The sequence below is a fragment of the Micromonospora sp. NPDC049836 genome (assembly GCF_044465125.1).
Classification (GTDB): domain Bacteria; phylum Actinomycetota; class Actinomycetes; order Mycobacteriales; family Micromonosporaceae; genus Micromonospora.
In genome coordinates this window covers 133,597-154,428 of record NZ_JBITLH010000003.1, presented here as the reverse complement: position 1 = coordinate 154,428, position 20,832 = coordinate 133,597, and the positions used below count along the sequence as shown (strand labels likewise).

Sequence of the window (20,832 nt, the reverse complement as noted above, 5' to 3'; positions counted from 1 at the left end):
GGCCGCCGCCGTTCCCGGCGCCGCCGTCCGCCGGGTTGTCGGGCGTACGGGCTAGAGTCGCTGCCGTGACAGCTACGACGCCGCGCCTGCTCCTCGTCGACGGACACTCCCTGGCATACCGGGCCTTCTTCGCCCTGCCGGTGGAGAACTTCTCCACCACCACGGGGCAGCCGACCAACGCCGTCTACGGCTTCACCTCGATGCTGATCAACGTGCTCCGTGACGAGCAGCCCACCCACCTCGTGGTGGCCTTCGACGTCTCCCGGCGCTCCTTCCGCACCGACCGTTACGCGGAGTACAAGGCCGGCCGCAGCGAGACCCCGACCGACTTCAAGGGCCAGGTCAGCCTGGTCAAGGAGGTCCTCGCCGCGCTGCGCGTACCGGTGGTGGAGAAGGAGGGCTACGAGGCCGACGACGTCATCGCCACCCTCGCCTGCCAGGCCCGCGACCAGGGCATGGACGTGCTGATCACCACCGGCGACCGGGACGCGTTCCAGCTGATCGGCGACCGGGTGACCGTGCTCTACCCGCGCAAGGGCGTCTCCGACCTGGCCCGGATGGATCCGGCCGCGGTCGACGCGAAGTACGGCGTCGGTCCCGAGCGCTACCGGGACCTGGCCGCCCTGGTCGGCGAGACCAGCGACAACCTGCCGGGCGTGCCGGGCGTCGGCCCGAAGACCGCGGCCAAGTGGATCAACCTGTACGGCGGGGTCGAGGGCGTGGTGGCCCACGCCGACGAGATCAAGGGCAAGGCCGGCGACAGCCTGCGTGAGCGGCTCGCCGACGTGATCCGCAACTACGAGATCAACTGCCTGGTCACCGACCTGGAGCTGCCGCTGCGCCCCGAGGACGCCCGCTGGCAGGGCTGGGACCGGGAGGCCGTGCACCAGGTCTTCGACACCCTCCAGTTCCGGATCCTGCGCGACCGGCTCTACCAGTACCTCGAGGCGGTCGAGCCGGAGGCCGAGGCCGGCTTCGACCTGGCCGGCCAGAAGCTGACCGAGCCGGGCGCGCTCGCCGGCTGGCTGGGCACGCACGCCCCGGCCGGCACCCCGGTCGGGCTGGCGGTCAAGCTCGACACCGGCCCGAACCGCCGGCACACCGCCTCGGTGACCGGGCTGGCGCTGGCCACGGCGGGCGGCGCGGCGGCCTGGTGCGATCCGGCCACCCTCGACCCGGCCGACGATTCGGCGCTGGCCGGCTGGCTGGCCGACGACACGCGGCCCAAGGTGCTGCACGACAGCAAGCCGGCCGTGCTGGCCTTCGCCGCGCACGGCTGGGACCTGCGGGGCATCTCCCGCGACACCCAGATCGCCGCCTACCTGGCCCGCCCCGACCAGCGCTCCTACGACCTGACCGACCTGGCGCTGCGCTACCTGCACCGGGAGCTGCGGGTCGACGCGCCGGAGACCGGCCAGCTCACCCTGGACGGCCTCGGCGACGAGGGCGAGGCCGAGCAGAACCTGATGCTCCAGGCCCGGGCCACCCTCGACCTGGCCGACGCGATCGACGCCGAGCTGTCCCGCGACGGCGAGCAGTCCGCCCGGCTGATGGCCGGCGTGGAGCTGCCGCTGATGCGGGTGCTGGCCGCCATGGAGCGCACCGGCATCGCCGCCGACACCGAATACCTCTCCGAGCTGGAGGCGCACTTCGCCGCCGAGGTGAAGGCCGCCGCCCAGGGCGCGTACGCGGAGATCGGGCGGGAGTTCAACCTCGGCTCGCCCAAGCAGCTCCAGGAGATCCTCTTCGGCGAGCTGGGCCTGCCCAAGACCAAGAAGATCAAGACCGGTTACACCACCGACGCGGACGCCCTGCAGTGGCTCTACGCCCAGCAGCCGCACCCGGTGCTGGCCCACCTGCTGCGCCACCGCGATGTGGCCAAGCTCAAGTCGACCGTCGACGGGCTGCTCAAGTCGGTCTCCGACGACGGCCGGATCCACACCACGTTCAACCAGACGGTCGCGGCCACCGGCCGGCTCTCCTCGACCGAGCCCAACCTGCAGAACATCCCGATCCGCACCGAGGAGGGCCGGCGGATCCGCCGCGCCTTCATCGTCGGCGCGGGCTACGACTGCCTGCTCACCGCCGACTACAGCCAGATCGAGATGCGGATCATGGCGCACCTGTCCTCGGACGACGCGCTGATCGAGGCGTTCAACTCCGGGCACGACTTCCACGCCGCCACCGCCTCGTCGGTCTTCGGGGTCCCGGTCGACCAGGTCACCGCCGACCAGCGCCGCAAGATCAAGGCGATGAACTACGGCCTGGCGTACGGGCTGAGCGCGTTCGGCCTGTCCCAGCAGCTCGGGATCAGCACCGAGGAGGCGCGCGGGCTGATGGAGAACTACTTCGCCGGCTTCGGCGGGGTGCGCGACTACCTGCACGAGGTGGTCGCCCGGGCCCGCCAGGACGGCTACACCTCCACCATCCTGGGCCGCCGCCGCTACCTGCCCGACCTGGTCAGCGACAACCGGCAGCGGCGGGAGATCGCCGAGCGGATGGCCCTCAACGCCCCGATCCAGGGCTCCGCGGCCGACATCATCAAGGTCGCCATGCTGCACGTCGACACGGCGCTGCGCGAGGGCGGGCTGCGCTCCCGGATGCTGCTGCAGGTGCACGACGAACTGGTCTTCGAGGTCGCCGCCGGGGAGCGGGAAGCCCTGGAGACCCTGGTCCGCCAGCAGATGGGAGACGCGTACCCGCTGTCGGTGCCGCTGGAGGTCTCGGTGGGCGAAGGGCGGGACTGGAACAGCGCCGACCACTGAGTCCGGCCACCAGCCCTACGGGCTGGCCTCGGCCCGGGCACCGTGGAGGGCGGCGGCGAGGCGGTCCCGGACCACCACCTGGGCGGCGATCCGGGCGTCCAGCACGGCCAGCCGCTCGAGTCCCACCCGGAGGCCGGCCGGGGACGGCGGCGCGGCGGCCACGTCCCCGTCCAGGCAGGGCAGGAAGACCTGGACGTCCTCCAGGGTCAGCCCGGCGCCGAGCAGGTGCCGGATGTTGCGGACCCGGGTGACGGTGGCGTCGTCGTACTCGCGGTAGCCGTTCGCCGCCCGCGCCGCGGTGATCAGACCCTGCTCCTCGTAGTGCCTGAGGGCCCGCGGCGTGCAGCCGGTCGTCCTCGCCAACTCGCCGATCCGCATCCGACCACCCTCCGTTCGCAGCCGCGCTGTAGCCGTAGCCGTAGCCTGACCCGCGGCCGTAGCCGTAGCCGCGGCCGTAGCTTGAGCCGCGGCCGTAGCTTGAGCCGGGACCGTGGCTCGAGCCGTGGCCGACGTCGCCGGTCCGGCGACACCCGGCCGGTCAGGCGACCAGTGCGCCGCCGTCCACCGGCAGCACCACGCCGGTGACGAAGGCCGCCGCCGGGTCGCAGAGCCGCAGGATCGCCCAGGCTACGTCCTCGGGCCGGCCGATCCGCCCCAGGGGCGTGTGGTCGAGCTGCCAGCGGCGTACCGCGGCGCGCTGCTCGGGGGAGAGCCCCTGGTGTTCGCCGATGGGCGTGTCGATGGCTCCGGGAGCGACCGCCACCACCCGGACGCCGCGTGGCGCCAGCTCCACCGCCCAGCTGCGGGTCAGCGAGTCGACGGCGGCCTTGCCGGCCGCGTACACCGCGCTGCCCGGCCAGGCCCGTTGGCCCACGGCGGTGGTCACGTTGACGATCACACCGCCGGTCGCGGCCAGCGGTTCGAGCGCGGCGTGCGCCAGCCGGATCGGCGCCATCAGGTTCGTCTCCAGCTGGCGCCGGGCCGCCGCCTCGTCCAGGTGGGCCAGGCGGCCGCCGCCGGCGACCCCGGCGTTGTTGACCAGCACGTCGAGCCGGCCGTACCGGTCGAGGGCGGCGCCGACCACCCGGGCGGGCGCGTCGGCCTCGGTCACGTCGGCGGTGAGCGGGGTGATCAGAGGGTGGTTCGCGGCGGTCGCGGCAAGCGGCGCGGCGCGCCGGCCGACCGCGAGGACCTGGGCTCCGGTGGCCCCGAAGGCGCGGGCGGTGGCCCGGCCGATGCCGGTTCCCGCGCCGGTGACCACCACGACCCGCTGCTGTGCGTCGTTCATGCCGCCGATGGTCCGACCCTGCCGTCAGCGGCAGGGTCAAGCGGGCGGGTCAGCGGCCCGGCCCCCGGCGTTCCTTCGGCGGGGCGCCGTGCCGTTGCAGGGCCTTGCGGGACGGGCCACCCGGCGGTGGCAGCGGGCCCTTGACCGGGTCGTGGCCCCAGTTCATCAAGGAGTACCGCCACCGGGTCCGGCTGACGTCGCCGCTGGGCCGCTGGGCCATGTGCCGCCGGACGTACCCGACGACCTTGCGCATGTGTTTGTAGTCGGCCTCGGAGAGCTGGTCGCGCTTGCGCCGCAACAACTCGATGATCTTCCGGCCGGACTCGTGGCCGACCGACTCGCCGCCCTTGGTGCCCTGCTTCCGCCAGCCGACGTGCTTGGACTCGTCGGTCTCCAGCCAGCTGCGCAGCTCACCCGGCTTCATGTTCACCGCCTCGGTGAACTCGCGGTAGGTCTGCTGCGGATCGTCACTGGGGCTCATGGCGCAGCACCTCCGGGCGGTGGGCGACGTCCCGTCCCGAGTCGTCGTTGCGGATCCGGTACTGCGGCTGCTCCGGCGAGGCGTTCACCGTGTGCCCGCGTACGTGGGTGCGGTCGACGAGCTTCTCCTTGACGACCCCGTACGCCCGGCCGCTGTGGCTGGCCCAGGAGACGTGGTCGCCGGTGCGGAACTCCTTCTCGGCCATGGCGTCCGGTTACCCGGGGCCGGGCGGCGGAAACGACGCCCGCCACCCGGCGCGCCGGGCGCTCAGCCGGCCGGCTTCTCGGTCACGAAGATCGCGGTGCCGGGGAAGAGCCGGCCGCGCAGCGGACTCCACTGCCCCCAGATCCCCTCGTGCCCCGCCGGCCACTCCGGCTCCACCAGGTCCAGCAGCCGGAACCCGGCGCCGACCAGTTCGCGGACCCGGTCGCCGAGGGTGCGGTGCTGTTCGACGTAGGTCGCCGTCCCGTGCTCGTCCTGCTCCACGTAGGGGGAGCGGTCGAAGTACGAGTGCACGGCGGTCAGCCCGCCCTCGCCGGGGTCGTCCAGGAAGATCCAGCGCATCGGGTGGGTGACCGAGAAGACCCACCGGCCGCCGGCGCGCAGCACCCGGGCCACCTCCCGCATCACCGCCGCCGAGTCGTCCACGAACGGGATCGCCCCGAACGCGGTGCAGACCGTGTCGAACGTCGCGTCGCCGAAGGGCAGGGCGAGCGCGTCGGCCTGCACCAGCGGCACCCGTACCCCGGTGCGCTCGGCCGCCTGCGCGGCGTGCCGCAGCATGCCCGCGGAGAGATCCAGCGCGACCGGCCGGGCGCCCTGGGCGGCCAGCCAGCGGGACGCGGCGGCGGCGCCGCCGCCGAGTTCGAGGATCCGGCGGCCGGCGACGTCGCCGAGCAGGCGGGCGTCGGCCTCGCGCAGCCCTTCGGGGCACCAGACGAAGTCCACGTCGCCGAGGAACGCGCCGTGTTCGGCCTGGTAGCCGTCGGCGTCGGCGTCCCACCAGCCGCGATTGGCCCGGCGGATCTCGGCCGCGCCTGCCCGGCGCCGGATCACCCTGTCGTCGTCCACCCGCTCACGCTAGGCCCCCGCCGCCCGCGACCCGCCGGCGGCCACCGGCCGGCCGTGGGACGGCCGTGGGGCCGGCGTGACGGATGTGACGGACGAGACAGCTGTGGCACCTTACCGCGCGAAATCTCCGCTTTCGCAAGTTACGCGGTCACGAGGACCCGGGAGGGCTTGCACGCTGTGGTAATGCAGCGGGTAGGCTAGAGGATGCGCTCGCGGATCGTGTGCCTCGGCAGGGAGCAGGTGTGCGGTCACCGGAGCCACTAATGATCTTCTGATGGCGATCGTTCGGTGTGCCCGGTGACGGATCCGCTGGCGCGGACTGAGTCACCGCGACACCCATGCGTCCTGTGACAACCCATCCGACCGGAGCAACCGCCCACATGACGAGCAGCATCGAGGCCACCTCGAGCGCCAACAAGGTCACCCACGACGACCTCGGCTCTGAGGAAGCTTTCCTCGCCGCGATCGACGAGACCATCAAGTACTTCAACGACGGCGACATTGTCGAAGGCACCGTCGTCAAGGTCGATCGGGACGAGGTCCTGCTCGACATCGGCTACAAGACCGAGGGTGTGATCCCCTCTCGGGAGTTGTCGATCAAGCACGACGTGGACCCGGCCGAGGTGGTTTCCGTCGGTGACCACATCGAGGCCCTCGTCCTCCAGAAGGAGGACAAGGAGGGGCGGCTGATCCTCTCGAAGAAGCGGGCGCAGTACGAGCGGGCCTGGGGCACCATCGAGAAGATCAAGGACGAGGACGGGGTCGTCCGCGGCTCGGTCATCGAGGTCGTCAAGGGTGGTCTCATCCTCGACATCGGCCTGCGCGGCTTCCTGCCCGCGTCGCTCGTCGAGATGCGGCGGGTGCGTGACCTGCAGCCGTACGTCGGCCGCGAGCTCGAGGCCAAGATCATCGAGCTGGACAAGAACCGCAACAACGTGGTTCTGTCCCGCCGGGCCTGGCTGGAGCAGACGCAGTCCGAGGTGCGTACCGAGTTCCTCAACAAGCTGCAGAAGGGCCAGGTCCGCAAGGGCGTCGTCTCCTCGATCGTCAACTTCGGCGCGTTCGTCGACCTGGGCGGCGTGGACGGCCTGGTGCACGTCTCCGAGCTCTCCTGGAAGCACATCGACCACCCGTCCGAGGTCGTCGAGGTCGGCCAGGAGGTCGAGGTCGAGGTCCTGGACGTCGACCTGGACCGCGAGCGGGTCTCGCTGTCGCTGAAGGCGACCCAGGAGGACCCGTGGCGTCAGTTCGCCCGCACCCACGCGATCCAGCAGATCGTGCCGGGTAAGGTCACCAAGCTCGTGCCGTTCGGCGCCTTCGTCCGGGTGGACGACGGCATCGAGGGCCTGGTCCACATCTCCGAGCTGGCCGAGCGCCACGTGGAGATCCCGGAGCAGGTCGTCCAGGTCGGCTCCGAGGTCATGGTCAAGGTCATCGACATCGACCTCGAGCGTCGCCGGATCTCGCTGTCGCTCAAGCAGGCCAACGAGGGCTTCGTCGAGGGCGAGGAGCACTTCGACCCGACCCTCTACGGCATGGCCGCGACCTACGACGAGCAGGGCAACTACATCTACCCGGAGGGCTTCGACCCGGAGACGGGCGAGTGGCTCGAGGGCTACGACAAGCAGCGCGAGACCTGGGAGAACCAGTACGCCGAGGCCCGTCAGCGCTGGGAGGCGCACACCAAGCAGGTGCAGTCCTCCCGGGCCGCCGACGCCGAGGCCGCTGCCAACCCGGCTCCGGCCCCGTCCAGCACCACCACCTCGACCTCGGCCCCGAGCCGGCAGGCCGAGGAGCCGGCCGGCACCCTGGCCACCGACGAGGCGCTCGCCGCCCTGCGGGAGAAGCTCGCCGGCGGCAAGTGATCCCGTGACGACCTCCGCCCGGCGTCCCTGACGCCGCGCAGGGCCGTCGTCGACCACCGTGGGCCCCGTCCCCGCCGATCCGGTTCCACCGGGTCGCCGGAGGCGGGGCCCACGCCTGTCTCCGCCCACCCGAATCCGCCGCCGGTCTCCGCCCCGCCCCACCCCGACCGAACCGTGCCGGTCCTGCGGCCCGACGGCCCTGCGGTCCTGCGGCCTGGCGGCTCTGCGGCCCGGCGGCCCTGCGGCCCTGCGGCCCGGCGGCCCTGGAGGCCCGTCCCGGCCGTCGGCGGACGGCCACTGCCATGTCCCGTCCCGTGATCGACTCCGGTTGCGGCATGTCGTGGTGTCCGGGCTGGGGGAGGGGCCGGTTTGCCGCACCTTGTGTTGATCAACACTCACGTGGACAGCGCCGCGCGACGGGTGGTGCGGCTGGTGCCAGCCCCCGGCGACCGGTTTGGCGGGCGGTGCGCTGATCGGGTTGACTGGTCGGGTGCTGATCGTGGGGTTGACCGGCGGGATCGGGTCGGGCAAGAGCGCCGTGGCGGACCGGTTGGCCGCGCTCGGCGCGGTGATCGTCGACTCCGACCGGATCGCCCGCGAGGTGGTCGCGCCGGGCTCCGAAGGGCTGGCCGAGATCGTCGCGGCCTTCTCCGAGCGGGTCCTCGACGAGCGGGGTGCCCTGGACCGGGCGGCGCTGGGCGCGCTGGTCTTCGGCGACGAGGCCGCCCGCCGCAGGCTGGAGGCGATCACCCATCCCCGGGTCCGGGCGCGCAGCGCCGAGCTGATCGCCGGGGCGCCGCCGGACGCCGTGGTGGTGAACGACGTGCCGCTGCTGGTCGAGGTGGGGCTCGCTCCGACGTACCACCTGGTGGTCGTGGTGCGGGCGGCGGTCGCGACCCGGCTGGAGCGGCTCGCGCGGCACCGGGGCATGGAGCGCGCGGAGGCCGAGCGGCGGATCGCCGCGCAGGCCGACGACGCCCGCCGGGAGGCGGCGGCCGACGTGCTGCTCGACAACGACGGCACCCTCGACGACCTGTCCGGGGCGGTGGACGCGCTCTGGCACGACCGCCTGCTGCCCTACGAGCGCAACGTCCGCGAGCGGCGCGCGGTGCGCAGTGCGGAGCTGGTGCTCACCGAGCCGGACCCGACCTGGCCCCAGCAGTACGCGCGGCTGGCCGCCCGGATCCGGCACGCCGCGGGCGCGGACCTGCGGGTGGACCACATCGGCTCGACCGCCGTGCCGGGGCTGGCCGCCAAGGACGTCATCGACATCCAGCTGACCGTCTCCTCGCTGGCCGAGGCGGACGGGGCGCTCGCCGACCGGCTCGCCGACGCCGGCTTCCCCCGCCTGCCCGGCGACTGGTGGGACAACCCGCGGCCGCCCGGCAGCGCCCGCTGGGCGAAGCGACTGCACGGCAGCGCCGACCCCGGCCGCCCGGTCCACCTGCACCTGCGGGTGGACGGCTCGCCCGGCTGGCGGTACGCGCTGCTCATGCGCGACCACCTGCGGGCCGACCCGGCGCAGCGGGCCGCGTACCTGCAGGTGAAGCGGGAGCTGGCGGCCGCCGCACCGGACAGCGCCACGTACGGGACGTTGACGGACCCGTGGTTCGACGAGGAGCACCTGCGCGCCGAGGAATGGGCCGCGCGGACCGGTTGGCGGCCCTGACCCCGGCCGGCCGCCCGCCCCACCCCGGCGCGAACCGGTGCGGCCGGCGCGCGCTCGACGTCGGGCGGTGACTAGCGGCGCTCCGGCGCGGGCAGTCGTGGCACCGGCCCGGGGCGGAGGTCCAGCCGGGACCAGACGCCCCGCCCGGTGCGCAGCTCCAGCCGGCGCAGCAGGCCGCCACGGTCGATCCAGTAGCGCAGCGTCGCCCGTCCGGCCGGTACCTCGATCACGTCCACCGGGCGGTCGGCCAGCCGGTCGTCGCGGATCCGGACAGCCGCGCCGCCCGGCACGGGCCCGGCGCCGGCCCGCAGCGCGGCGGCCAGCAGCCGGTCCACGTCGTCGCCGGGCGGCCCGGGGGCCGACCAGCGGATCCCGGCCGGCGGCGGCAGGGGTGGCGGCGCGTCGGCCGCGTCGGCGGCGGGCAGCTCCGCACGGGCCACCCGCCCGTCCAGCGTCCGCCGGAGGGTGCGGCGTCCGGCGTTGTCGGCGTCGCCGATCCCCAGGTACGCGCCGGCGCCGGTCCAGCTCAACCAGCCCGCGCCGGTCAGGTTGGCGGCCGGGCCGAGCGGGGCGCCGAGGGTCAGCGCCGCCCCGCCGGTGGCGCGCAGCCGGCCGGGCAGCCGGGCCAGCCGGTCCGTCTCCTCGTCGGTGAGCGCCCGGGGCAGGCCGGGCCGTCCGCCCAGCGCGTCCACCGGGCGCAGGGTGGGCCGGTCGGTCCGGGCCAGCTCGACGGTGACCGGCCGGCGGTCCGGCAGCCGCCCGTCGATCCGGTGCAGCCGGGCGTCCCGGTCGAGCCACAGGCGTGGCTGCCGGGCCGGGTCCGGGTCGGCCGGCAGGGGCGCGCGGAGGACGTCCATCGCTGTGCCGTTCCTGGTCTCCCGGGTCAGCCAGCGGGCCTCGGCGGGGACCGGGTCGGGCTGTGCCGCGCCGAGGCCGAGCAGCAGGTCCCGTACGGCCGCGATGCCACCCCGCGCCGGCGGCTCGCGCAGCCGCCAGCCGTCGGCCGGCGGCACCAGCGGCGGTGGCGTCGGGACGGGCCCGGTGGCCGGCTGCGGGCGCTGCACCACCACCGTCGAGGTGGCCTGCACCAGGCCCCGCTCGGCGCCCGCGCCCGGGCCGCTCACGTCCAGGTAGACCAGTGGCCGGGCCCAGTCCACCCAGCCGACCAGTTCGGTGCGGTCCGCGCCGGTACCGATCGTGACCCGGACCCCGGCCCGGACGTCGCGGTGGTTGGTGACCCGCATCGCGGCGAGTCGGTCGGCCTCGGCGGGAGTGAGCGGGCGGGCCGGGTCGGCCGGCTGGGGCGACCAGCTCAGCAGCCCGGCGACCAGGGCGGCCGCCGAGCCGGCCGCGGTGACCCCGAGGGCGATCAGGAGCGCCCGGCGCCGGTGGGACCGCTCGGCCGGGTCAGCGGCGCCGTCCGAGGCGGGTGGGGCCGGTGCGGTGGCGGCGGAACCCGCCGGATCGGCCCGTCCGGCCGGTGCCGGACCGGTCCGTCGCCGGCTGGCCGGATCGGTCGCCGGCCGGGCCCGGCGCCGGCCGCGGCCGGGGACCGGCGGCCGGTCCCGGGGGCCGGCCGGGGCGGGGGAGCGGTGCCCGGTGGTGGCGGGGAACAGCGGGTCCGTGGGGGCGTCGAGGGCGGCGTGCGGAGCGGGATCGGGCGGCGGGGTGGGGCGGGGTCCGGGGGAGGTCTCCACGAGTGGAGAACGCCCCGACGCGGCTGCGGTGACGTGCCGGGACGGCGGCGCGGCGGGAATGCCGCGCCGGGACGGCGGCGGCCGGGGTGGTGTGCCGGGACGGCGGCGCGGCCGGGGTGCCGCGGGCCGGAAACGGCGGTGTGGCGCGGTGGGAACGGAGGCCCTCGGGATGCCCCGGGTGGGCAGGGGCGCTCGCGGCGGCCGGTCTGCGCCGTCGGCGCGACCACCGAGGGTGCGCACGCCGGTCGTCCCGGGTGCTGCGACCGTCGGTGCCGGGGGCGGCCTGGCCCCGGAGGGCGGCCACCCGGCCCGGTCGGCCGCCGCGAGCGGCCTACGGTACGAGCGTAGCGGCGTGAGATGGGGCACACAATGGGAATATCGAAGCCGATCACGGACCCTCCGTGCTGGCCCGGAACTGTCGGACCTCCGGCGTACCGTTGTGGGTATGGCGCTCGACATTCCCCGGCTCGACGGCCGTTTCCAGGTGGTCAGCGAGTTCCAGCCGGCCGGCGACCAGCCGGCAGCCATCGACGATCTTGAGCGTCGGGTGCGGCGCGGCGACCGCAACACGGTGCTGCTCGGCGCGACCGGCACCGGCAAGAGCGCCACCACGGCGTGGCTGGTCGAGCGGCTGCAACGGCCCACCCTGGTGCTCGCGCCCAACAAGACCCTCGCCGCCCAGCTCGCCAAGGAGTTCGGCGAGCTGCTGCCGCACAACGCGGTGGAATACTTCGTCTCCTACTACGACTACTACCAGCCCGAGGCGTACATCCCGCAGACCGACACCTACATCGAGAAGGACTCGTCGGTCAACGAGGAGGTCGAGCGGCTGCGGCACTCGGCGACCATGTCGCTGCTCACCCGCCGCGACGTGATCGTGGTGGCGACCGTCTCGGCGATCTACGGCCTGGGCACCCCGGAGGAATACCTCGACCGCGCGGTCCGGGTCGCCGTCGGCCAGGAGCTCGACCGCGACCAACTGCTGCGGCGCCTGGTCGACATCCAGTACACCCGCAACGACATGGCGTTCCAGCGCGGCACCTTCCGGGTCCGGGGCGACACGCTGGAGATCATCCCGGCGTACGAGGAGCTGGCCGTCCGGATCGAGCTCTTCGGTGACGAGATCGAGAAGCTCTACTACCTCAACCCGCTGACCGGGGACGTGGTCCGTGAGGTCGACCAGCTGATGATCTTCCCGGCCACGCACTACGCCGCCGGCCCGGAGCGGATGGAGCGGGCGATCCGCGACATCGAGGCCGAGCTGGGCGAGCGCCTGGCCGAGCTGGAGCGGCAGGGCAAGCTGCTGGAGGCGCAGCGGCTGCGGATGCGCACCACCTACGACATCGAGATGATGCGCCAGGTCGGCTTCTGCTCCGGCATCGAGAACTACTCCATGCACATCGACGGCCGGCTGCCCGGCAGCCCGCCGCACTGTCTGCTCGACTACTTCCCCGACGACTTCCTCACCGTCGTCGACGAGTCGCACGTGACGATCCCGCAGATCGGCGGCATGTACGAGGGCGACGCGTCCCGCAAGCGGATGCTGATCGACCACGGGTTCCGGCTGCCCAGCGCGGCGGACAACCGGCCGCTGCGCTTCGACGAGTTCCTGGAGCGGGTCGGCCAGATGGTCTTCCTCTCCGCCACGCCCGGCCCGTGGGAGCTGGAGCAGGCCCAGGGCGAGTTCGTCGAGCAGGTGATCCGCCCGACCGGCCTGATCGACCCGGAGGTGGTCGTCAAGCCCACCAAGGGCCAGATCGACGACCTGATGCACGAGATCAAGCTGCGCACCGAGCGTGACGAGCGGGTGCTGGTCACCACGCTGACCAAGAAGATGGCCGAGGACCTGTCGGACTACCTGCTGGAGAACGGCATCCGGGTGCGCTACCTGCACTCCGAGGTCGACACGCTGCGCCGGGTGGAGCTGCTGCGCGAGCTGCGCAAGGGCGACTACGACGTACTGGTCGGCATCAACCTGCTCCGCGAGGGTCTCGACCTGCCCGAGGTGTCCCTGGTGGCGATCCTCGACGCCGACAAGGAGGGCTTCCTGCGCAGCGGCCGGTCGCTGATCCAGACCATCGGCCGGGCCGCCCGTAACGTCTCCGGCCAGGTCCACATGTACGCCGACAAGATCACCCCGTCGATGGCCGCCGCGATCGACGAGACCAACCGGCGGCGGGCCAAGCAGATCGCGCACAACGAGGCCAACGGGATCAGCCCCGAGCCGCTGCGCAAGAAGATCCACGACATCCTCGACGACATCTACCGCGAGGCGGAGGACACCGAGGCCAACCGGGTCGGCGGGGCCGTCCGGCAGCTGTCCCGCGGCAAGGCGCCGGTCAAGGAGACCCGCAGCCGCGGTGGGCGGGGCGGCGCGGCCACCCCGTCCCGGGAGGGGATGGCCCGGGCCGACCTGGCCAACCTCATCCAGGAGCTCAGCGACCAGATGCTCGCCGCCGCGCGGGAGCTGCAGTTCGAGTTGGCCGCCCGGATCCGCGACGAGGTCGCCGACCTCAAGAAGGAGCTGCGCGGAATGGACGCCGCCGGGGTGAAGTGATGCCGGCGGAGGCCGGCGTGCTGACCGAGGCGGTCGTCGGTCGGCCGGATCCGCGGCTGCGCCCGTACGTGGACCGTTACCTCGGCTACCGGGAGCACACCCCCGCACCCCTGGTACGCCAGGAGGTGGCCGGTGCCTTCGTGGTGCTGATCCTCGGCTGGGGCGCCGCGCTGGACGTCACCGATCCGCGGGCGGCCGGGCGGGGCGCGTCCGGCGTGAACGCCTTCGTGGCCGGTCCGTTCGACGGCTGCTGCACGACCCGCACCGAGGGGGAGGGCGTCGGGGTGCAGGTGCTGCTGACCCCGCCCGCCGCCCGGCGGCTGCTCGGGCTGCCGCTCGGCGAGCTGGCCAACCGGGTCCTGCCGGTGGACCGGATCGGTGGCTGGCTGGTCCGGCTCCGCGACGAACTGGCCGAGGCACCCGACTGGCCGGGCCGGTTCGCCCGGCTCGACGCGGCGCTGACCACCCGGCTGGCCGGGAACGGGCCGGTCGACCCGCGGCTGCTGGGCGCCTGGCGGTCGCTGGCGGCCGGCGGGGTCGGCGTGGGAGCGGTCGCCCACGAGCTGGGCTGGAGCCGGCGGCACCTGGCCGCGGCGTTCCGGCGGGAGTTCGGCCAGCCGCCGAAGACGGTCGCCCGGCTGGTCCGCTTCCAGCGGGCGTACGCGACGCTCGGCCGGGAACTGGTCAGCGCGCCGCTCGACGACGGCGGGGCGGCCGGCGCGACCGTCGCCGGTGCCGGGCCCGGGTGGGCGGAGCTGGCCGCCCGCTGCGGCTACTACGACCAGTCGCACCTGATCCGTGACTTCCGGCAGTTCGCCGGGCGGACCCCGACGGCGCTGGTCCGCCCGAGGTCACATTCGTCCAATCCCGGCTGACCGCCGGGGCGGCAGACTGGCGGCATGCGAAGCATCTACCCGGTTCTCCGGTACCCCGACGCCTCCGCCGCCATCGAGTTCCTCCGCTCCGCGTTCGGCTTCACCGTGCACGAGGTGCACGCGGGTCCGGACGGCGAGGTGCGGCACGCCCAGCTCGGGTACGGCGACGACCTCGTCATGCTCGGCACCGGGCCCGCCCCGGCCCCCCGGCCCGCCGACGACGACTACCGCGTCTACGTGGCCGTGGACGACGTCGACGGCCACCACGAGCGGGCCCGGTCGGCGGGCGCGGAGATCGTCCGGCCACCGTTCGACACGGACTACGGCTCCCGGGACTACGTGGCCCGGGATCCGGCGGGGCTAATCTGGTCCTTCGGCACGTACCGCCCCTGAGTCGGACCAGGTGCGCCGGGTGAGCTGACCGCGCGTTGCCGGGCCGCCGCCGGCAGGGGAGCACACACCGTGATAGCAGTGAGCGAGCAAGGTATTGCCCTGCGTGACGGTACTGCGTACGCTCCCTCGGTGGGGAGGCGCGCATGCCATCGTCAGCAAGTCCTGTGGTGCGGCGGGTGCGGCTCGGCGTGGAGCTGCGCCGGCTGCGGCACCGGGAGTCGCTCACCCTGGAGCAGGTCTGTGGCCGGCTCGGTTGGGCGTCCACGTCCAAGCTGTCCCGCATCGAGCTGGGGCAGAGCCGGCCCGACCTGGCCGACGTGCTCGACCTGCTCGACGTCTACGCGGTGCCGCCCGACCGGCGGGACGCGCTCATCGTCATCGCCCGCGACGCCGCCACCGGGCGCGGCTGGTCCAAGGCCCTCGGCGAGATGGGGGAGCGGCAGCGGGCGTACGCGGAGCTGGAGGCGAGCGCGGCCCGGATCGTCGAGTACCAGCCGGCGGTCGTGCCCGGCCTGCTCCAGGCGCCCGGGTACGCCCGGTTGCGGGTCACCGCCGGGTCGCTGCTCGCCGACGGGGTGGACGTGGAGGCCGACGTCCGGGCCCGGGCGGTGCGCCAGCAGGTGCTGCGCCGGACGGACGCGCCGCACTACACGGCCCTGCTCGACGAGCGGGTCTGCGATCCCGGCGGCCTGCCCGACGAGGTCTGGCGGGAGCAGCTGAGTCACCTGTTGGCCGCCGCCGAGCTGCCGAACGTCGAGATCCGGCTGCTGCCCCGCGACGCCGCCCCGCACGGCGGGGTGCACCCGCTGGCCGCCTTCTCCTACTTCGCGCACCCGGATCCGGCCGATCCCCGCACCGTCCTGGTGGAGACGCTCACCGCCGACCTGCGCCTGGTCGACGAGATCGACATCGCCCGGTACGAGCGGCTCATCGACTGGCTGTCGGCGGCGGCGCTGCCGGCCGACAAGTCGGCCGAACTGCTGGCCGGGCGGCTCGGCGCGGCACCCGTGCCGCGCCCGCGAGAGGCCGCCGACGCGCCGCTCCCGCAACCCAGCTAGCGCCCCGGCCCGCAACCGTCCGGCGGTCCCACCGGCGCCCCGGCCCGCAGTCGCCCGGGCCCCGCAATCGCCCGCCGGCCGGCAATCGCCCGCCGGCGGGGCAACCATCCGGCGGCCGGCAATCGCCCGGCGGCGGGGCAACCATCCGGCGGCCGGCAATCGCCCGGCGGCGGGGCAACCATCCGGCGGCCGGCAATCGCCCGCTGGCCTGGCCGTCGCCGGCCGGTGCCGCAATCGGCTGCTGGACCGCAACCAGCCGCCGGAGCGCGGAGATCACCCGCAGCCACCCGGCGGGCGGGCGGCCGGCACGTCGGCTGCGCGCCGCCGCCGGGCCCGGCAGCCCCGATGCCCGTCGGGGCCGGCGGCTGGCGCGTCGGGGGACACGCTAGGTCAGCGGTACGACACTTCAGGCCGGTACGTCGGTGAAGTGCTCGACCAGCGGCGGGTTGGCGAAGTGCGGTCCGATCAGTTCCCGCCACCGGGTGAACCGCTCGGTCTGCCGGAAGTTGATCTCATGCGCCGCCACCGCGTCCCACTCCACCAGCAGCACGAACCGGGACGGCGACTCCACGCCGCGGGTCATCCGCACCGAGCGGCACCCCTCGGTGCCGCTGAGGATCGGACGCGCCTGCGCGTACGCGGCGGCGAAGGCGTCCTCGTGTCCGGGAATCACATCGATCAGCGCGACCTCAAGAACCATGTCCGGCAGCCTCGCACGGCACCCTCCGGGCGGTGCCACGCGGGGCTGGTCCGTCCCACCGCGTCCCTCTAGGGTGGGCGCGCGGGACAGGGGGAGGGACAGATGCTCGACTGGCTCACCGCCACGGCGTTCACCGTGGCGGGAACCGGCACCACCTGGGCGGAGCTGCTCGGCTTCGGCACCGGCGTGGTCAACGTCTGGCTGGTGGCGCGGCAGCACATCGCCAACTGGCCGATCGGCATCGCCAACGTGCTGCTGCTGATGGTGCTCTTCTGGACCGCCGGCCTGTACGCCGACGCCGGCCTGCAGATCGTCTACGTCCTGCTCGGCCTCTACGGCTGGTGGCACTGGCTCTTCGGCGGCCAGCGGCGCAGTCGACTGGTCGTGGCACGCACCGGGCGGCGCGAGTGGTGGGCGCTGGCCGTCGCCGGTGTGCTGCTCACCGGCGGGCTCTGGGTGCTGCTGGACCGGGCCACCGACTCGACCGTGCCGCTGGCCGACGCGCTCACCACCGCGCTGTCGCTGCTGGCCACCTACGGCCAGACCCGCAAGCTGGTGGAGAGCTGGTGGCTGTGGATCGCCGCGGACCTGATCTACATCCCGCTCTACGCGTACAAGGGACTCTGGCTGACCGGCGGGCTGTACCTGATCTTCCTGGCGCTCTGCGTGCTCGGGCTGCGGGCCTGGCGGGCGGACCTGCGCCGGCGGTCGGCGGCGACCCTGCTGCCGCCCGGTCCCGCCCCGGTGGCGGCGTGAGCGGGCCGGACCGACGCCGGCCGGAGTTCCGGCACGGGCTGGTGGTCGGCAAGTTCTACCCGCCGCACGCCGGGCACCACGCGCTGATCGAGGCGGCCGCCGCCCGGTGCGCGACCGTCACCGTGGTGGTGGCCCCGTCCCGCCGGGAGTCGATTCCGTTGGCCGAGCGCGTCGAGTGGCTGCGCGAGGCGCACGCCGGCACCCCGTGGGTCCGGGTCGTCGGCCGGTACGACGACCACCCCGTCGACTACGCCGATCCGGCCGTGTGGGATCTGCACTGCGCGGTCTTCGCCGACGCGCTCGGCGGGGCGCCGGTGGACGCGGTCTTCTCCTCCGAGGCGTACGGCGCCGAACTGGCCCGCCGCTTCGGCGCGGTGCCGGTCTGCGTGGACCCGGAGCGGCGTACCGTGCCGGTTTCCGGAACCGCGGTGCGGGCGGACCCGGCGGCGCACTGGCGCTGGCTGAGCCCGGCGGTGCGCGCGTGGCTGGTCCGCCGGGTCGTGGTGGTGGGCGCGGAGTCCACCGGCACCACGACGATGGCCGCGGCGCTCGCCGCCCACTACGGCACCAGTTGGGTCCCCGAGTACGGCCGCGAGCTGACCGCCCGCAAGCTCGCCGAGCTGCGCCGCGGCCGGCCGGGGGCGACCGTGTTCGACGTGGTCTGGGACCGGGCGGACTTCGCCGAGGTGGTCCGCGAGCAGCAGGCGGCCGAGGACGCCGCGGCCCGGGTGAGCGGCCCGCTGCTGTTCTGCGACACCGACGCCCGGGCCACCGCGATCTGGGAGGAGCGCTACCTCGGCTCGTCCTCGGCGCCGGTCCGGGCGGCCGCCCGCCGGCCCGCGCTCTACCTGCTGACCGATCACGTGGGCGTGCCGTTCGACGACGACGGACTGCGCGACGGGGAGCACCTGCGGGCCTGGATGACCGGGCGGTTCCGGGCGGAGCTGGCCGGCTGCGGGGTGCCGGTGGTGGAGCTGCACGGGCCGCACGAGGCGCGGCTGGCCACCGCGGTCGCCGCCTGCGACGCCCTGCTCGCCGCCGGCTGGTCCTTCGCCGACCCGCTGCTGCCGCCTGAGCAGGCCGTCCCCACCGCCGGGCCGACCGGTCACCCGTAACACCTAGCCTCCTAGGACACCGTACGCGACGTGGCGTTTCCCACGCCGGAACCCGACCTCCTCGCCAATACCGACCCCTGGAGATGCGGTGCCTGGGGCCGATGGTGAACAATGGCGCCCGAGGAGGGGAGTATTCCCTCGCGACGGAGTCGTCAGCACGGAAGAGCGCCGGATCCTCGGCAGCCCGACCCGGCTCCGTCGGTCAGCGGCCCGGCACCTCGGGGCGATGGCGGAAGAGACCTCCGACAGTCACCAGAGTCAGCGTCGACGCACCCCGGCCACCCACCCGGCGTACGGTGTGCCCGACGCTGTGTGTCTGCCGGAGGATGGATTGAACGTGTCCGCACTGGTGTGGGCCGGAACCCTGGTCGTGATGACCGCGGTCCTGCTCGCTGACCTGCTCATCATCGGTCGGCGCCCGCACGAGCCCAGCGTCCGTGAGTCGAGCCTCTGGGTCGGCTTCTACGTGGCCCTGGCCCTGCTCTTCGGCGCCGGGCTCTGGCTCACCTCGGGACCGAGCATCGCCGGCCAGTTCTACACCGGGTGGCTCACCGAGTACAGCCTCTCGGTGGACAACCTCTTCGTCTTCGTGATCATCATGGGCCGCTTCGGGGTGCCCCGGCAGTACCAGCAGAAGGTGCTCCTCATCGGCATCCTGCTGGCGTTGGTGATGCGGGGCGGCTTCATCGCCGCGGGCGCGGCGCTGATCTCCCAGTTCTCCTGGGTCTTCTACATCTTCGGCGCCTTCCTCATCTACACCGCGGTCAACCTGGCCCGGCAGGGGGAGCCGGACGAGGACGAGTTCAGCGAGAACCTGCTGATCCGGTGGAGCCGCAAGGCGCTGCCGCTGTCCCGGGACTTCGACGGGGCACGGATGACCACCCACGAGAACGGCCGCCGGCTGTTCACCCCGATGCTGATCGTGATGATCGCGATCGGCACCACCGACCTGATCTTCGCGCTGGACTCGATCCCGGCGATCTTCGGCATCACCCAGGAGCCGTACCTGGTCTTCACCGCGAACGTCTTCGCGCTGATGGGGCTCCGGCAGCTCTACTTCCTGCTCGGCGGCCTACTGGACCGGCTGATCTACCTCAGCTACGGCCTGGCCGTGGTGCTCGGCTTCATCGGGGTCAAGCTGGTCCTGGAGGCGCTCGCCGACAACAACCTGCCGTTCGTCAACGGCGGCCGGCACGTGGCCTGGGCCCCGCACATCCCGATCTGGCTGTCGCTCACGGTCATCCTGGGCACCCTGGCCGTCGCCACCGCGGCGAGCCTGGTCAAGTCCTCCCGGGACCGGCGCCGCGAGTTGGCCGGCACCCGGCGCTGACGGGCCGGTCGGGCGCGCGGCGCCGGGCGGGCGGCACCGGTCTGCCGGGTGGCGCGGGTCGGGCGGGCAGCGCCGGTCTGCCGGGCGGCGCGGGTCGGGCGGGCGGCACCGGTCTGCCGGGTGGCGCGGGTCGGGCGGGCAGCGCCGGTCGGGTGGGTCGGCCCTCAGCGCCGGTCGACCGGAAGGGCGGACCGGCCGGCAGGGCCGTGACGGGACGGGGAGCGTGCGGCCAGGGGGTCAGACCCGGTGCGCGCCGACCAGGGTGGCGAGCCGGTCCTCGGGGAGTTGCTCCTCGAGGACCCGGCGCTGCCGGTAGCAGGCGTGCAGCATGCGCCGGCGGTCGCCGTGCGGCTCGGCGGTGACGATCCCGACGTGGTGGATCCGCCGGCCGGGCCGGGCGAAGAAGTAGAGGTCGCCGGGGCGCTCCTCGTCCAGCGCCAGCGGCGTGGTCGCCTCGGCCTGGTCGTCGGCGTCGCGGGGCAGCGTCACCCCGTACCGCCGCCAGGCGAGGTTGACCAGGCCGGAGCAGTCGATGCCGTCCGGGGAGAGCCCGCCCCAGACGTAGCGGAGGTCGCGCAGCCGCTCCGCGACGGCCAGGACCTCCTTGGCCTCCGGCCGCTCGGTGGGCAGCGGGACCAGGTCCCCCTCGGGCGCCCAGAGCGGCTCGGGACGACCGGGCACGTGGACCGGACGCCAGCCGTCCGCCGGCCGTCCGGCCGGGGCGAGGCGGGTGCCGAGCACGACGTCGCGCAGCACCACCGCGCCCTCGGGGGCGGCGCGCAGCGCGGTGCGGGTGGCGTCGACCACCAGCGGTACGCCCGAGGGCGCCGCCGGAGCCGGCGCGCTCAGCTGCCCGACGGGCAGCCAGCCGGGGTAGCCGCGACGGTCGAGCTTGGCGGCGGGCTGCTCGGCGGCGACCACGTGTGCCCAGCCGTCGGCGCGCAGCTCGGTGACGAGCACCCGCTCGCCGAGCAGCAGCTGGCTGAGCACGCAGTCGCCGACCTGCTGGTCGCGGTCCATCCCGGCGACCCAGGCGGCGATGTCCGGCGTGTCGGTCAGGGCGGGCCCGTCGACCGACCGGACCGCCTCGGGTGCGGCCCAGAGGGTCGCCACCGGGACCCGGACGACGGCCTCGTGGCCCGGCTGCAGCTCCACGTCCACCCCCAGCTCGTGCTTCCCGCCCCGCGACCCTATGAAAAATTCCAACGCCAC

The 20,832-nt window shown here is 74.2% G+C and carries 18 protein-coding genes; 10 read left to right on the top strand and 8 right to left on the bottom strand.

The annotated features are described in order from the left end of the window. The first annotated feature begins 65 nt into the window (after positions 1-65). The gene (polA, locus tag ACIBPB_RS08630; protein ID WP_396838960.1) at positions 66-2,765 is read left to right on the top strand and encodes a DNA polymerase I; all 2,700 of its coding nucleotides are present in this window, start codon (positions 66-68) and stop codon (positions 2,763-2,765) included. A gap of 15 nt (positions 2,766-2,780) precedes the next feature. On the opposite strand, the gene ACIBPB_RS08625 is transcribed toward polA, so the two are convergent. From ACIBPB_RS08625 to ACIBPB_RS08605, 5 genes are all read right to left on the bottom strand, one after another. After that, entirely contained in the window at positions 2,781-3,143 is a 363-nt protein-coding gene (locus tag ACIBPB_RS08625; protein ID WP_396838959.1) for a MerR family transcriptional regulator, read from the bottom strand. Positions 3,144-3,303: 160 nt separating this feature from the next. After that, the gene (locus ACIBPB_RS08620; protein ID WP_396838958.1) at positions 3,304-4,053 is read right to left on the bottom strand and encodes an SDR family NAD(P)-dependent oxidoreductase; all 750 of its coding nucleotides are present in this window, start codon (positions 4,051-4,053) and stop codon (positions 3,304-3,306) included. A 49-nt stretch (positions 4,054-4,102) separates the two neighbouring features. Continuing rightward, a complete protein-coding gene (locus ACIBPB_RS08615) occupies positions 4,103-4,534 on the bottom strand; it encodes a DUF3140 domain-containing protein (RefSeq protein WP_396838957.1) in 432 nt (143 codons plus the stop codon). Next, on the bottom strand, positions 4,521-4,739 hold the full coding sequence (locus ACIBPB_RS08610; protein ID WP_396838956.1) for a DUF2945 domain-containing protein: 219 nt from the start codon (positions 4,737-4,739) through the stop codon (positions 4,521-4,523). Before ACIBPB_RS08610 ends, ACIBPB_RS08615 begins: the two co-directional genes overlap by 14 nt. Before the next feature lie 62 nt (positions 4,740-4,801). Beyond that, positions 4,802-5,605 carry a class I SAM-dependent methyltransferase gene (locus ACIBPB_RS08605; RefSeq protein ID WP_396838955.1) on the bottom strand — a complete coding sequence of 268 codons (804 nt, stop codon included), beginning with the start codon at positions 5,603-5,605 and terminating at the stop codon, positions 4,802-4,804. A gap of 380 nt (positions 5,606-5,985) precedes the next feature. Between ACIBPB_RS08605 and rpsA the strand changes: the two genes are divergently transcribed. Together rpsA and coaE are read left to right on the top strand one after the other, a co-directional pair. Beyond that, complete coding sequence (rpsA, locus tag ACIBPB_RS08600) at positions 5,986-7,470, top strand: 30S ribosomal protein S1 (protein WP_396838953.1); 1,485 nt, start codon at positions 5,986-5,988, stop codon at positions 7,468-7,470. A 490-nt stretch (positions 7,471-7,960) separates the two neighbouring features. Then, a complete protein-coding gene (coaE, locus tag ACIBPB_RS08595) occupies positions 7,961-9,139 on the top strand; it encodes a dephospho-CoA kinase (RefSeq protein WP_396838952.1) in 1,179 nt (392 codons plus the stop codon). A 71-nt stretch (positions 9,140-9,210) separates the two neighbouring features. Here the strand turns inward: coaE and ACIBPB_RS08590 are convergent, their stop codons facing one another. Further along, the gene (locus ACIBPB_RS08590; RefSeq protein ID WP_396838951.1) at positions 9,211-10,836 is read right to left on the bottom strand and encodes a hypothetical protein; all 1,626 of its coding nucleotides are present in this window, start codon (positions 10,834-10,836) and stop codon (positions 9,211-9,213) included. 445 nt (positions 10,837-11,281) lie between these two features. Here ACIBPB_RS08590 and uvrB point away from each other — a divergent pair, with 445 nt between their 5' ends. The 4 genes from uvrB (at position 11,282) to ACIBPB_RS08570 (ending at position 15,719) form a co-directional block, all read left to right on the top strand. Next, the gene (gene uvrB, locus ACIBPB_RS08585) at positions 11,282-13,393 is read left to right on the top strand and encodes an excinuclease ABC subunit UvrB (RefSeq protein WP_396838950.1); all 2,112 of its coding nucleotides are present in this window, start codon (positions 11,282-11,284) and stop codon (positions 13,391-13,393) included. Further along, positions 13,393-14,268 carry an AraC family transcriptional regulator gene (locus ACIBPB_RS08580; RefSeq protein ID WP_396838949.1) on the top strand — a complete coding sequence of 292 codons (876 nt, stop codon included), beginning with the start codon at positions 13,393-13,395 and terminating at the stop codon, positions 14,266-14,268. Before uvrB ends, ACIBPB_RS08580 begins: the two co-directional genes overlap by 1 nt. A 24-nt stretch (positions 14,269-14,292) precedes the next feature. Next, complete coding sequence (locus tag ACIBPB_RS08575) at positions 14,293-14,661, top strand: VOC family protein (RefSeq protein WP_396838947.1); 369 nt, start codon at positions 14,293-14,295, stop codon at positions 14,659-14,661. Between the two features lie 143 nt (positions 14,662-14,804). Beyond that, on the top strand, positions 14,805-15,719 hold the full coding sequence (locus tag ACIBPB_RS08570) for a helix-turn-helix domain-containing protein (RefSeq protein ID WP_396838946.1): 915 nt from the start codon (positions 14,805-14,807) through the stop codon (positions 15,717-15,719). Positions 15,720-16,125: 406 nt separating this feature from the next. Here ACIBPB_RS08570 and ACIBPB_RS08565 read toward each other — a convergent pair whose 3' ends face one another. Further along, positions 16,126-16,419: an antibiotic biosynthesis monooxygenase family protein gene (locus tag ACIBPB_RS08565; RefSeq protein WP_396838945.1), complete on the bottom strand. Its 294-nt coding sequence runs from the start codon at positions 16,417-16,419 to the stop codon at positions 16,126-16,128. A gap of 102 nt (positions 16,420-16,521) precedes the next feature. Between ACIBPB_RS08565 and pnuC the strand changes: the two genes are divergently transcribed. The 3 genes from pnuC to ACIBPB_RS08550 all read left to right on the top strand — a co-directional run bounded on the left by pnuC (position 16,522) and on the right by ACIBPB_RS08550 (position 19,620). Then, positions 16,522-17,175 carry a nicotinamide riboside transporter PnuC gene (gene pnuC, locus ACIBPB_RS08560; protein WP_396838944.1) on the top strand — a complete coding sequence of 218 codons (654 nt, stop codon included), beginning with the start codon at positions 16,522-16,524 and terminating at the stop codon, positions 17,173-17,175. Beyond that, positions 17,172-18,290: an AAA family ATPase gene (locus ACIBPB_RS08555; RefSeq protein ID WP_396838943.1), complete on the top strand. Its 1,119-nt coding sequence runs from the start codon at positions 17,172-17,174 to the stop codon at positions 18,288-18,290. Before pnuC ends, ACIBPB_RS08555 begins: the two co-directional genes overlap by 4 nt. A 331-nt stretch (positions 18,291-18,621) precedes the next feature. Beyond that, a complete protein-coding gene (locus tag ACIBPB_RS08550; RefSeq protein ID WP_396838942.1) occupies positions 18,622-19,620 on the top strand; it encodes a TerC family protein in 999 nt (332 codons plus the stop codon). 237 nt (positions 19,621-19,857) lie between these two features. Here ACIBPB_RS08550 and ACIBPB_RS08545 read toward each other — a convergent pair whose 3' ends face one another. Beyond that, a complete protein-coding gene (locus tag ACIBPB_RS08545; protein ID WP_396838941.1) occupies positions 19,858-20,781 on the bottom strand; it encodes an NlpC/P60 family protein in 924 nt (307 codons plus the stop codon). Positions 20,782-20,832 lie beyond the last annotated feature (51 nt).

What these genes read in the sequence shown, in the direction of transcription:
- ACIBPB_RS08570 (WP_396838946.1), top strand. Translation starts at nt 14,805, where the DNA reads ATGCCATCGTCAGCAAGTCCTGTGGTGCGGCGGGTGCGGCTCGGCGTG.
- ACIBPB_RS08580 (WP_396838949.1), top strand. Translation starts at nt 13,393, where the DNA reads ATGCCGGCGGAGGCCGGCGTGCTGACCGAGGCGGTCGTCGGTCGGCCG.
- uvrB (WP_396838950.1), top strand. Translation starts at nt 11,282, where the DNA reads ATGGCGCTCGACATTCCCCGGCTCGACGGCCGTTTCCAGGTGGTCAGC.
- ACIBPB_RS08625 (WP_396838959.1), bottom strand. Translation starts at nt 3,143, where the DNA reads ATGCGGATCGGCGAGTTGGCGAGGACGACCGGCTGCACGCCGCGGGCC.
- ACIBPB_RS08610 (WP_396838956.1), bottom strand. Translation starts at nt 4,739, where the DNA reads ATGGCCGAGAAGGAGTTCCGCACCGGCGACCACGTCTCCTGGGCCAGC.
- ACIBPB_RS08565 (WP_396838945.1), bottom strand. Translation starts at nt 16,419, where the DNA reads ATGGTTCTTGAGGTCGCGCTGATCGATGTGATTCCCGGACACGAGGAC.
- rpsA (WP_396838953.1), top strand. Translation starts at nt 5,986, where the DNA reads ATGACGAGCAGCATCGAGGCCACCTCGAGCGCCAACAAGGTCACCCAC.
- ACIBPB_RS08615 (WP_396838957.1), bottom strand. Translation starts at nt 4,534, where the DNA reads ATGAGCCCCAGTGACGATCCGCAGCAGACCTACCGCGAGTTCACCGAG.
- ACIBPB_RS08575 (WP_396838947.1), top strand. Translation starts at nt 14,293, where the DNA reads ATGCGAAGCATCTACCCGGTTCTCCGGTACCCCGACGCCTCCGCCGCC.
- pnuC (WP_396838944.1), top strand. Translation starts at nt 16,522, where the DNA reads ATGCTCGACTGGCTCACCGCCACGGCGTTCACCGTGGCGGGAACCGGC.
- ACIBPB_RS08620 (WP_396838958.1), bottom strand. Translation starts at nt 4,053, where the DNA reads ATGAACGACGCACAGCAGCGGGTCGTGGTGGTCACCGGCGCGGGAACC.